This window comes from Haemophilus sp. oral taxon 036 (assembly GCF_002998595.1).
GTDB lineage: Bacteria > Pseudomonadota > Gammaproteobacteria > Enterobacterales > Pasteurellaceae > Haemophilus > Haemophilus haemolyticus_K.
The window spans coordinates 955,607-967,775 of sequence record NZ_CP027235.1 but is presented as its reverse complement, the minus strand read 5'-3'; the positions used below and the strand labels follow the sequence as shown (position 1 = coordinate 967,775).

At 40.7% G+C, this 12,169-nt stretch carries 10 protein-coding genes and 1 rRNA gene; 9 read left to right on the top strand and 2 right to left on the bottom strand.

Annotated features, from left to right (window positions below; translation table 11 throughout):
• Positions 1–26: 26 nt before the first annotated feature.
• Positions 27–1,566: ribosomal RNA gene (locus C3V42_RS04675) — 16S ribosomal RNA — on the bottom strand.
• Positions 1,567–1,903: 337 nt separating this feature from the next.
• On the bottom strand, positions 1,904–2,458 hold the full coding sequence (gene gmhB, locus C3V42_RS04670; RefSeq protein WP_106013844.1) for a D-glycero-beta-D-manno-heptose 1,7-bisphosphate 7-phosphatase: 555 nt from the start codon (positions 2,456–2,458) through the stop codon (positions 1,904–1,906).
• Between the two features lie 175 nt (positions 2,459–2,633).
• On the opposite strand from gmhB, the gene metN reads away from it, so the two are divergent.
• The 9 genes from metN to ilvA all read left to right on the top strand — a co-directional run bounded on the left by metN (position 2,634) and on the right by ilvA (position 12,144).
• Complete coding sequence (gene metN / locus C3V42_RS04665) at positions 2,634–3,671, top strand: methionine ABC transporter ATP-binding protein MetN (protein WP_106013843.1); 1,038 nt, start codon at positions 2,634–2,636, stop codon at positions 3,669–3,671.
• Positions 3,661–4,350 carry a methionine ABC transporter permease gene (locus C3V42_RS04660; RefSeq protein WP_106013842.1) on the top strand — a complete coding sequence of 230 codons (690 nt, stop codon included), beginning with the start codon at positions 3,661–3,663 and terminating at the stop codon, positions 4,348–4,350. The genes metN and C3V42_RS04660 overlap by 11 nt, the downstream gene beginning before the upstream one ends.
• Before the next feature lie 38 nt (positions 4,351–4,388).
• Positions 4,389–5,210 carry a MetQ/NlpA family lipoprotein gene (locus C3V42_RS04655; protein ID WP_106013841.1) on the top strand — a complete coding sequence of 274 codons (822 nt, stop codon included), beginning with the start codon at positions 4,389–4,391 and terminating at the stop codon, positions 5,208–5,210.
• Positions 5,211–5,286: 76 nt separating this feature from the next.
• Entirely contained in the window at positions 5,287–5,742 is a 456-nt protein-coding gene (locus C3V42_RS04650; RefSeq protein WP_065265209.1) for a DUF3290 family protein, read from the top strand.
• On the top strand, positions 5,742–6,377 hold the full coding sequence (locus C3V42_RS04645; protein ID WP_065265208.1) for a DUF421 domain-containing protein: 636 nt from the start codon (positions 5,742–5,744) through the stop codon (positions 6,375–6,377). Before C3V42_RS04650 ends, C3V42_RS04645 begins: the two co-directional genes overlap by 1 nt.
• 162 nt (positions 6,378–6,539) lie before the next feature.
• Positions 6,540–8,198, top strand: coding sequence for an acetolactate synthase 2 catalytic subunit (gene ilvG, locus C3V42_RS04640; protein ID WP_106013840.1), 1,659 nt, complete (start codon positions 6,540–6,542; stop codon positions 8,196–8,198).
• Complete coding sequence (ilvM, locus tag C3V42_RS04635; protein WP_106013839.1) at positions 8,198–8,416, top strand: acetolactate synthase 2 small subunit; 219 nt, start codon at positions 8,198–8,200, stop codon at positions 8,414–8,416. The genes ilvG and ilvM overlap by 1 nt, the downstream gene beginning before the upstream one ends.
• Before the next feature lie 267 nt (positions 8,417–8,683).
• Positions 8,684–10,522 (top strand): dihydroxy-acid dehydratase, encoded by a 1,839-nt coding sequence (gene ilvD, locus C3V42_RS04630; RefSeq protein WP_106013838.1) that lies wholly within the window; start codon positions 8,684–8,686, stop codon positions 10,520–10,522.
• Positions 10,523–10,602: 80 nt separating this feature from the next.
• Entirely contained in the window at positions 10,603–12,144 is a 1,542-nt protein-coding gene (gene ilvA / locus C3V42_RS04625) for a threonine ammonia-lyase, biosynthetic (protein ID WP_106013837.1), read from the top strand.
• Positions 12,145–12,169: the final 25 nt, after the last annotated feature.

Sequence of the window (12,169 nt, the reverse complement as noted above, 5' to 3'; positions counted from 1 at the left end):
GAGCACTCGCTGTCTCTCGTCTTTGGTAAGGAGGTGATCCAACCGCAGGTTCCCCTACGGTTACCTTGTTACGACTTCACCCCAGTCATGAATCATACCGTGGTAAACGCCCCCCTTGCGGTTAAGCTATCTACTTCTGGTACAACCCACTCCCATGGTGTGACGGGCGGTGTGTACAAGGCCCGGGAACGTATTCACCGCGACATTCTGATTCGCGATTACTAGCGATTCCGACTTCATGGAGTCGAGTTGCAGACTCCAATCCGGACTTAGACGTACTTTCTGAGATTCGCTCCACCTCGCGGCATCGCCACCCTCTGTATACGCCATTGTAGCACGTGTGTAGCCCTACTCGTAAGGGCCATGATGACTTGACGTCATCCCCACCTTCCTCCAGTTTATCACTGGCAGTCTCCTTTGAGTTCCCGACCGAATCGCTGGCAACAAAGGATAAGGGTTGCGCTCGTTGCGGGACTTAACCCAACATTTCACAACACGAGCTGACGACAGCCATGCAGCACCTGTCTCATGGTTCCCGAAGGCACTCCCGTATCTCTACAGGATTCCATGGATGTCAAGAGTAGGTAAGGTTCTTCGCGTTGCATCGAATTAAACCACATGCTCCACCGCTTGTGCGGGCCCCCGTCAATTCATTTGAGTTTTAACCTTGCGGCCGTACTCCCCAGGCGGTCGATTTATCACGTTAGCTACGGGCACCAAGCTTTAAGCCCAATCCCCAAATCGACAGCGTTTACAGCGTGGACTACCAGGGTATCTAATCCTGTTTGCTCCCCACGCTTTCGCACATGAGCGTCAGTACATTCCCAAGGGGCTGCCTTCGCCTTCGGTATTCCTCCACATCTCTACGCATTTCACCGCTACACGTGGAATTCTACCCCTCCCTAAAGTACTCTAGTTACCCAGTCTGAAATGCAATTCCCAGGTTAAGCCCGGGGCTTTCACACCTCACTTAAATAACCGCCTGCGTGCCCTTTACGCCCAGTTATTCCGATTAACGCTCGCACCCTCCGTATTACCGCGGCTGCTGGCACGGAGTTAGCCGGTGCTTCTTCTGTATTTAACGTCAATAATGTATGCTATTAACATACACTCCTTCCTCAATACCGAAAGAACTTTACAACCCGAAGGCCTTCTTCATTCACGCGGCATGGCTGCGTCAGGGTTCCCCCCATTGCGCAATATTCCCCACTGCTGCCTCCCGTAGGAGTCTGGACCGTGTCTCAGTTCCAGTGTGGCTGGCCATCCTCTCAGACCAGCTAGAGATCGCAGGCTTGGTAGGCCTTTACCCCACCAACTACCTAATCCCACTTGGGCTCATCTCATGGCATGCGGCCTTACGGTCCCGCACTTTCATCTTCCGATACTACGCGGTATTAGCTACAGTTTCCCGTAGTTATCCCCCTCCATAAACCAGATTCCCAAGCATTACTCACCCGTCCGCCACTCGTCAGCAAGAAAGCAAGCTTTCTCCTGCTACCGTTCGACTTGCATGTGTTAAGCCTGCCGCCAGCGTTCAATCTGAGCCATGATCAAACTCTTCAATTCAAGTTCAATCGCTCAATAAACTGCTTAGCTATAAATAAAACACTACTTAAAAAGTAATTATGAATTTTCAGTTAAGCACCTATTAAGACTTCAAAATTAAAAATATTTTAAAACAAGTCAATCAACAAGTGCCCACACAGATTGTCTGATATATTGTTAAAGAGCAAAAAACAACGACGCACTTGTAAACTTAAATACTTCACAACAGTGCGTCGTTGTGTGCGGTACATTATAGGGATTTTAAAGACCCTTGCAAGTACTTTTTTGTAAAAATATTTAAAAAAATGATCTTTTGATTAAAGCTCAAGCGATTAGAGCAAAATATAGATATTTTGAGCTATTTTTTTAATCGTTTTAAAATTCTCGGAAGATCAACGATAGAATCTAACACATAATCCGCTACTCTCTCGCCTTCCTCTGTTACTGTTTTACCTGTACGAACTAACACGTTCATTTTCACCTTCGCGCCAATTCCCGCTTTTAGATCTTCGACTTTATCTCCAACCATAATAGATTGAGTAGGATCGATCTTTAATTCTTTGATCGCTTGCAATAGCATGCCAGATTTAGGTTTCCGGCAATCACAGTCTTCTTTATATTCACCTTTTCCCTCGGGATGATGTGGGCAATAGTAAATACCATCCAAATCTACATCTTGTTCAGCCAATGACCAATCCATCCATTCTGTTAACTGTAAAAACTGCGCCTCAGAAAAATAACCACGCGCAATTCCAGATTGATTGGTAACCAACACCAACATATATCCCAGTTTCTTTAATTCTCGCAATGCATCAATCGCACCATCAATAAACTTAAAGTTATCAATTTCGTGTACATAACCGTAATCAATATTTAACGTACCATCGCGATCTAAAAAAATAGCCTTATTCATTCTCTTACCTTTCATACATATCAAATTGACGAAAATTATCTATTTAATCCAAGCAATTAGCAAATATAACTCATAACCAATCTGTCTAAAAAAGATAATCTGACATATTGACATAGCAATCTAGACGTCTAGAATACCGAAACAGATTTAAAAATAGCAAATAAAAAGGGCTTATATGATTAAGCTAAGCAATATAACGAAGATTTTTGAGCTGCCTAGCAAGAAATTGACTGCGCTTGATAATGTCTCATTAAACATCGAAAAAGATCAAATTTGCGGAGTAATTGGCGCATCTGGCGCAGGAAAAAGTACATTAATTCGATGTGTAAACTTATTAGAAAAACCAACTAGCGGTTCCGTTATTGTGGACGGTGTAGAATTAACAGGACTTTCTGATCGCGAGTTAGTACGTGCTCGTCGTCAAATTGGAATGATTTTTCAGCATTTCAATTTACTAAGTTCTCGCACCGTATTTGAAAACGTGGCATTACCCTTAGAATTGGAAGGTGAGCCAAAAGCAAAAATCCAAGAAAAAATTACCGCACTTTTAGAGCTTGTTGGTCTAAGTGAAAAACGTGATGCTTACCCAAGTAATCTTTCTGGTGGGCAAAAACAACGTGTAGCCATTGCACGCGCCTTAGCCAGCGATCCTAAAGTCTTATTATGTGATGAAGCCACTAGCGCATTAGATCCTGCAACGACACAATCTATTCTGAAATTATTAAAAGAAATTAACCGCACTTTAGGTATTACGATTTTGTTAATTACCCATGAAATGGAGGTTGTTAAACAGATTTGTGATCAAGTTGCTGTTATTGATCAAGGTCGCCTAATTGAACAAGGTACTGTCGGTGAAATTTTTGCAAATCCTAAAACAGAATTAGCACAAGAATTTATTCGTTCGACTTTCCACATCAGTCTACCTGATGAATATTTGGAAAATCTTACTGATACGCCGAAGCATAGTAAAGCATATCCAATTATCAAATTTGAGTTTACGGGTCGCTCAGTCGATGCCCCGTTACTTTCTCAAGCATCAAAAAAATTTGGAGTGGAGCTCAGTATCTTAACCTCACAAATTGATTATGCTGGAGGCGTGAAATTTGGTTATACCATTGCTGAAGTAGAAGGAGGTGAAGATGCCATTACGCAAACCAAAGTTTATTTAATGGAAAACAACGTGCGCGTGGAGGTGCTTGGTTATGTTCAATGATTTCTTGGCAACATTCAGCCAGCAATTAACATCTCAAATGTGGGGTGTTGTCGCAACAGCAACTTATGAAACTATTTATATCAGCTTTGCATCTACTTTACTTGCCGTAGTAGTCGGGGTGCCTGTTGGCGTATGGACTTTCTTAACTGGAAAAAATGAGATTTTACAAAATAACCGCACTCATTTTGTGTTAAACACGATCATTAATATTGGACGTTCCATTCCATTTATTATTTTGCTCTTAATTTTATTACCTGTAACACGTTTTATCGTGGGAACAGTATTAGGTACAACAGCAGCAATTATTCCATTAAGTATTTGCGCTATGCCATTCGTAGCTCGCTTAACTGCTAATGCATTGATGGAAATTCCAAATGGTTTAACCGAAGCCGCTCAAGCAATGGGCGCTACTAAATGGCAGATTGTTCGTAAATTCTATTTGCCAGAAGCACTACCGACACTCATTAATGGCATCACACTTACACTAGTCACTTTAGTTGGTTACTCTGCAATGGCAGGGACGCAAGGCGGCGGAGGTTTAGGTAGCCTCGCTATCAACTACGGCGTATATCGCAATATACCTTATGTCACTTGGGTGGCCACCATTATTATGGTGCTATTCGTTATGATTAGCCAAAAACTCGGCGATACACTAGCTAAAAAAGTGGATCATCGTTAATTAAACACAACTTTTAACTTAAACAGGAAGGAAATCCTATGAAATTAAAACAACTTTTTGCAATTACTGCAATCGCATCAGCTCTCGTTTTAACAGGCTGTAAAGAAGACAAAAAACCTGAAGCTGCAGCTGCACCACTTAAAATCAAAGTCGGTGTGATGTCTGGCCCTGAGCACCAAATTGCAGAAATTGCCGCAAAAGTCGCTAAAGAAAAATATGGTTTAGACGTTCAATTCGTTGAATTCAATGACTACGCATTACCAAATGAAGCGGTATCTAAAGGTGATTTAGATGCAAACGCAATGCAACATAAACCTTATTTAGATGAAGATGCAAAAGCGAAAAATTTAAATAACTTAGTCATCGTGGGTAATACTTTCGTCTATCCATTAGCAGGGTATTCTAAAAAAATCAAAAATGTGAATGAATTACAAGAAGGTGCTAAAGTTGTTGTTCCTAACGATCCAACAAACCGTGGCCGTGCATTAATTCTTCTTGAAAAACAAGGCTTAATCAAATTAAAAGATGCAAATAACCTTCTTTCAACTGTATTAGATATTGTTGAAAATCCGAAAAAATTAAACATCACTGAAGTAGATACCTCTGTTGCGGCACGTGCATTAGACGATGTTGATTTAGCTGTAGTAAACAATACTTATGCGGGTCAAGTGGGCTTAAATGCACAAGATAACGGTGTATTTGTAGAAGATAAAGATTCTCCATATGTGAACATTATCGTTTCTCGTACCGATAACAAAGACAGCAAAGCTGTTCAAGACTTCGTAAAATCTTACCAAACAGAAGAAGTTTACCAAGAAGCTAAAAAACACTTTAAAGATGGTGTTGTAAAAGGTTGGTAATTTCTACCGCACTTTCACGCATTACGAAATCCCTTGCTCTGCAAGGGATTTTCTTATCTAAGCTTGGGATATTTTTATGTCTTTTTTTACTTATTTCTATTTAGAAAACCGTATGTATTTTCAAGATTATTTTAAATACATCGCAATTTTTACTTTACTTGGTGCGCTTCTATTAGTCACAAGTTTATATCTGCGCCATCGTTTAGAAACCAAATACCGAGATCTCAGTATTATTTTTCTGCTCTTAATTATTCTCTTACTCGGTATTCAGTATAATCAATATGAACAAAATCAAGTATATGCAAATGATACTTCTCGCATTGTTACATTTTTGAACTCAGTAAAAACATCACAAAATTTACAATTTGAGGATCTACGAGTAAATAGCCAGAAAATTACAAATGGTATGATCTTAAATATTAAGGATAAATACTATCAGGTAAATTTTAATAATGATTTTACTGCTTATACACTCTCTGAAATCAATTTAGTCAACCCGAATATCAATATTATTGATAAGGAAAATAAATAATGGAAAGTTATTCATTTCTTGCTATAAAACTTACAATGGGCATTATTGGTCTTGTTTTACAGATTAATTTAATGGGTAAGGGAAACCTTGCTCCAACATCAGCCATGGATCAAGTACAAAATTATGTACTGGGCGGCATTATTGGCGCTGTCATTTATAATGACAATATTGGCATACTACAATTTTCCCTTGTTCTCATTTTATGGACATTATTAATTTTTACGCTACGTTTTATCAAAAATCATAACCGATTTGTGAAAAATATTATCGATGGAAGCCCAGTTTGGGTAATTTTAGATGGCAAAGTACAAACTAGTGAATGCATGAAAAATGGTATCTCAGCCCACGATTTAATGTTTAAACTCCGTGCAGCAGGCATATATGAAATCTCTACTGTAAAACGAGCTGTACTTGAACAAAATGGGCAACTCTCAATCATTCAATACGGAGATAAAGATTTACGCTATCCATTAATTATTGATGGGCAAATTGATTACGATATTCTTGATATTATCAACCGAGATGAAAATTGGGTTCATGCTGAATTAGATACTAATAAACTCACTGTAAATCAGGTATATATTGGTGAATATTTGAATGGTCAATTAATTACACACCTTTATGACCCAACCTAATCCACTGATGAAAGTCACGACCAATAATTTAAGTTATTGGTCTTTTTTTAAAATTTCTGTCTCAATATTTGACTTTTTTTCAGGCTAGCCCTACCAATGCTATAAAATTTCGTTACAATGAAAGCTCAGACAAAAATAATAAAAGACCCGGAAACAAACACAATGACAGGTGCACAACTCATCATGGAGTGCCTGAAAGCACACCATGTCACGACTCTTTTCGGCTATCCAGGCGGAGCAATCATGCCAACTTACGATGCCCTTTATGACGCAGGCTTAGATCACTTACTTTGTCGTAATGAACAAGGGGCTGCCATCGCAGCGATTGGTTATGCTCGTTCCACAGGAAAAGTAGGCGTCTGCATTGCAACATCAGGCCCTGGCGCCACCAATTTAGTCACTGGATTAGGCGATGCCATGATGGACTCCATTCCAGTTGTAGCCATTACCGGTCAAGTTTCCTCTCCATTAATCGGCACGGATGCGTTCCAAGAAACTGATGTTCTAGGACTATCCCTTGCTTGCACTAAACACAGTTTTATCGTGCAAAGTACGGATGAATTAGCCGATGTTTTTGCGGAAGCCTTTGAAATTGCCCAAAGCGGACGCCCCGGCCCAGTTCTTATTGATGTGCCTCGCGATATTCAAGTTGGTAACGTGCCTGAGAATGTAAAAGCCTACGTTAAAACACTAGAAAAACCAACCGCACTTTCGGCAGATAAACTTGCTGAAGCAAAAGAATTATTAAAAAATGCTAAAAAACCTGTGCTTTATGTGGGGGGCGGCGTTGGTATGGCGAAGGCTGTTCCTGCCTTACGCAAATTTTTAGCTCAGACCCAAATGCCATCAGTCTCAACTTTAAAAGGTTTAGGTGCAATTGATCCAAACGATAATGTGTATATGGGAATGATTGGTATGCATGGTACAAAAGCTGCTAATTTTGCCGTGCAAGAAAGCGATTTATTACTCGTATGCGGTGCGCGTTTTGACGATCGTGTAACAGGTAAACTCAATACTTTTGCGCCTCATGCCAAAGTGATTCATTGTGATATTGATGCAGCGGAAATTCATAAATTACGCCGTGCAGATGTTGCACTACAAGGGGATTTAATCCAAGCACTTAATGAACTCAAACAAGAGCTTGATATTGAACCTTGGCGTGAACAAATCAGAAATTTCAAAGCAAAATTAGATTTCACTTATGTTGAAAATCAAGGCAACCGCCCGATTGATCCTTGGGCATTACTCAACACCCTATCTAATCGTAAACCAAATAATGCGGTAATTTGTACTGATGTGGGGCAGCATCAAATGTGGTCAGCGCAACACATGAAGCATTTTGCGCCAGAGAATTACATTACATCAGCAGGTTTCGGCACAATGGGATTTGGTCTGCCAGCCGCAGTGGGTGCAAAAAAAGCACGTCCGCAAGATGAAGTCATTTTGGTTACGGGTGATGGCTCACTCATGATGAATATCCAAGAATTGGGTTCTATCAAACGTGGCAATTTACCGGTAAAAATTTTGCTATTGGATAACCAACGCTTAGGTATGGTTCGTCAATGGCAAGATTTATTCTGGAATAAACGTCGTAGTGAAACCATTTTAGATGACAACCCAGATTTTGTAATGCTTGCTAACTCGTTCGGTATTCCTGCGGAACGTATTGAGTCAGCCGATGATGTGGATGCAGCACTCAACCGATTATTAAACAGCAAAACAGCCTATTTATTACAAATATGTATTCCACCTGATGAATGTGTATGGCCACTTGTACCACCAGGTGCATGTAACGCGGATATGGTAGAGGAGATGAACTAATGAATGAATATAAACTGGAACTCGTCGCTCGCCATCGTCCTGAAGTACTAGAACGCATTTTACGCGTAGCACGCCATCGTGGATTTACCATTACAACAATGGAAATGACACTGATTGAAACCCAAGTGCAGTTAAAAATCACCGTAAGATCTGACCGCACTTTAGAGCTGTTAGTGAATCAGTTGGTTAAGCTGCTGGATGTTTTAATGGTTAATTAAGAATATTTTATCAAATAATTTCTTCGACTTTTCTTCTGCTAAATCTCCCCTTCCCCTCTTTGCTAAAGAGGGGATTGAATTGAGATAAATTTAAGTATTAGTGTTGAACTTTAACAACACTAGAATGTGAATGAAACAATGGTTATCCACTTACTAAAGAAATTCTCCCTCTTTAGCAAAGAGGGGAAGGGGAGATTTGGCAGTCTCAATTAACGAAGAAATTAATCACACAAACGAACCCTAAAATTTTACTCGGAGAGATTATTTATGCCAAAACTACGTTCAGCGACCAGTACACAAGGTCGTAATATGGCAGGCGCACGTGCCTTATGGCGTGCAACAGGGATGAAAGAAAATGACTTTGGTAAACCGATTATTGCGGTGGTGAACTCTTTCACCCAATTCGTACCAGGGCATGTGCATTTAAAAGATATGGGACAGCTTGTTGCCGCAGAAATTGAAAAAGCAGGCGGCGTAGCAAAAGAATTTAACACTATTGCGGTGGATGATGGTATCGCGATGGGACACGGTGGAATGCTTTATTCTTTACCAAGCCGTGATTTGATCGCTGATAGCGTAGAATATATGGTTAATGCTCACTGTGCTGATGCGATGGTGTGTATTTCCAACTGTGACAAAATCACTCCAGGAATGTTGATGGCGGCAATGCGCTTAAACATTCCGACAATTTTTGTCTCAGGCGGTCCAATGGAAGCGGGCAAAACAAAACTTTCTGATCAATTAATCCGCTTAGATTTGGTTGATGCGATGATTGAGGCTGCCGATCCAAATGTGTCAGATGAACGTATTGATGCCATTGAGCGCAGTGCTTGCCCAACTTGTGGTTCTTGTTCTGGCATGTTTACCGCAAACTCTATGAACTGCTTAACTGAAGCGTTAGGTTTATCTTTACCAGGCAATGGTTCTATGTTGGCGACCCATGCTGACCGAAAAGAATTATTCTTAAAAGCAGGTCGTCAAATTGTTGAGCTTTGCAAACGTTATTACGAACAAGATGATGCAAGCGTGTTGCCTCGTTCAATCGGTACCTTTGATGCCTTTGAAAATGCAATGAGCCTCGATATCGCAATGGGTGGTTCAAGCAATACTGTTTTACACTTATTAGCGGCAGCTCAAGAAGCGGGCGTAGATTTTAAAATGGAAGATATTGACCGTTTATCGCGCAAAGTACCTTGTTTAAGCAAAATTGCACCAAATACCAATAAATACCACATGGAAGACGTACACCGTGCAGGCGGTATTATGGGATTGTTAGGTGAATTAGACCGCGCTGGATTAATTCATAAAAATACACACACCGTGCTTGGAATGAGCATGGGAGTACAACTAGACCAATACGATATTATTCGCAATCAAGATGAAGAATTACATAAATTCTTCCGTGCAGGCCCTGCAGGCATCCGCACAACTCAAGCATTCTCACAAGATTGCCGTTGGGATACCGTCGATAATGATCGTGTAAACGGTTGTATTCGCAATAAAGAAAATGCGATCTCGCAAGAAGGTGGCTTAGCCGTATTATTCGGTAATCTCGCTGAAGACGGATGTATCGTTAAAACCGCGGGCGTAGATGAATCTATTTGGAAATTCACCGGTACTGCAATCGTATTTGAAAGCCAAGAAGATGCGGTTGCAGGCATTTTGGGTGGCAAAGTCAAAGAAGGTCATGTCGTTGTTATCCGTTACGAAGGGCCTAAAGGCGGACCAGGTATGCAAGAAATGTTATACCCAACCAGTTACTTAAAATCGATGGGCTTAGGTAAAAAATGTGCTTTATTAACGGACGGACGTTTCTCTGGTGGTACATCAGGCTTGTCTATTGGACATGCTTCACCAGAAGCTGCCTCTGGCGGTGCAATCGGCTTAGTACGCGATGGCGATATTATCAACATTGATATTCCAAATCGTGCAATTAACTTAGAAATCAGTAATGAAGAACTCGCAGCACGCAGAGCTGAACAAGATCAAAAAGGTTGGCAGCCTGCTAACCGTGAACGTGAAGTCTCTTTCGCATTGAAAGTATTCGGTCACTTTGCCACCTCTGCGGACAAAGGTGCGGTACGCGATAAAACATTATTAAAATAATTTAACGGTTCCCCCTCCTTCATAAGAGGGGGATAAAACAAAAGAAAAACTAACCGCACTTCATCATCAAAACAAACACTATGAAAAACCTACTCACCAATCCTCAACCTTCTCAATCAGATTATATCAATGCCATTGTTAAACTTGGTTCACGCGTATATGAAGCCGCACAAGTGACACCTTTACAAAAAATGGGAAAACTTTCTGAACGACTGCACAATAATATCTGGATTAAACGAGAAGACCGTCAGCCAGTAAATAGTTTTAAACTACGCGGTGCTTACGCAATGATTTCTAGCCTTTCAGCAGAACAAAAAGCAGCAGGCGTAATAGCGGCATCTGCAGGTAACCATGCACAAGGCGTGGCATTATCAGCGAAACAATTAGGCTTAAAAGCATTGATCGTCATGCCACAAAACACCCCAAGCATTAAGGTGGATGCGGTGCGTGGTTTTGGTGGCGAAGTGTTGTTGCACGGTGCTAATTTCGATGAAGCCAAAGCAAAAGCGATTGAGCTTTCAAAAGAAAAAAATATGACATTTATTCCACCATTCGATCATCCATTAGTGATCGCTGGACAAGGCACGTTAGCAATGGAAATGCTGCAACAAGTGGCAGATTTGGATTATGTGTTTGTACAAGTCGGCGGAGGTGGCTTAGCTGCTGGCGTGGCAATTTTGCTTAAGCAATTTATGCCGGAAATTAAAATCATTGGTGTAGAATCAAAGGATTCTGCATGCTTAAAAGCCGCTCTCGATAAAGGTGAGCCAACAGATTTAACCCATGTTGGATTATTTGCGGATGGCGTTGCCGTAAAACGCATTGGTGACGAAACATTCCGTCTATGTCAGCAATATCTTGATGATATGGTATTGGTAGATAGTGATGAAGTGTGCGCAGCAATGAAAGATTTGTTTGAGAACGTTCGTGCTGTAGCAGAACCATCAGGTGCATTAGGTTTAGCTGGTTTGAAAAAATATGCGAAACAAAACCATATTGAAGGCAAAAATATGGCGGCAATTTTGTCTGGTGCGAACTTGAATTTCCACACGTTACGTTATGTATCCGAACGTTGTGAAATTGGTGAAAACCGAGAAGCTTTATTAGCCGTGACCATGCCTGAACAACCCGGTAGTTTCTTAAAATTTGCTTATATATTAGGTAACCGAGCTGTAACCGAATTCAGTTATCGCTATGCAGATGATAAACACGCTTGTGTGTTTGTTGGGGTAAGAACGACAAATGAGCAAGAAAGAGCAGATATTATTGCAGACCTCACTAAAAATGGTTTTGATGTTGAGGATATGTCTGATGATGATATTGCGAAAACGCATGTTCGCTATTTAATGGGTGGTCGCGTAGCCAATGATAACGAACGCTTATATACGTTCGAATTCCCAGAGCAAAAAGGCGCGTTATTGAAATTCTTGGAAATGTTACAAAATCGTTGGAATATTTCATTATTCCACTATCGTGCCCACGGCGCGGACTATGGAAATATCCTTGCTGGTTTCCAAATTGAAGAATCCGAACAAGCAGAATTTGAACAGGCACTTGCTCAACTCAATTATGTTTTTGAAGATGTAACAGAAAGCAAATCTTATCGTTATTTCTTACGTTAATTGATTAGAAAGGCGTGATATCTTT

Coding starts and splice junctions, on each gene's coding strand:
- gmhB (WP_106013844.1), bottom strand. CDS start 2,458: ATGAATAAGGCTATTTTTTTAGATCGCGATGGTACGTTAAATATTGAT.
- metN (WP_106013843.1), top strand. CDS start 2,634: ATGATTAAGCTAAGCAATATAACGAAGATTTTTGAGCTGCCTAGCAAG.
- C3V42_RS04660 (WP_106013842.1), top strand. CDS start 3,661: ATGTTCAATGATTTCTTGGCAACATTCAGCCAGCAATTAACATCTCAA.
- C3V42_RS04655 (WP_106013841.1), top strand. CDS start 4,389: ATGAAATTAAAACAACTTTTTGCAATTACTGCAATCGCATCAGCTCTC.
- C3V42_RS04650 (WP_065265209.1), top strand. CDS start 5,287: ATGTCTTTTTTTACTTATTTCTATTTAGAAAACCGTATGTATTTTCAA.
- C3V42_RS04645 (WP_065265208.1), top strand. CDS start 5,742: ATGGAAAGTTATTCATTTCTTGCTATAAAACTTACAATGGGCATTATT.
- ilvG (WP_106013840.1), top strand. CDS start 6,540: ATGACAGGTGCACAACTCATCATGGAGTGCCTGAAAGCACACCATGTC.
- ilvM (WP_106013839.1), top strand. CDS start 8,198: ATGAATGAATATAAACTGGAACTCGTCGCTCGCCATCGTCCTGAAGTA.
- ilvD (WP_106013838.1), top strand. CDS start 8,684: ATGCCAAAACTACGTTCAGCGACCAGTACACAAGGTCGTAATATGGCA.
- ilvA (WP_106013837.1), top strand. CDS start 10,603: ATGAAAAACCTACTCACCAATCCTCAACCTTCTCAATCAGATTATATC.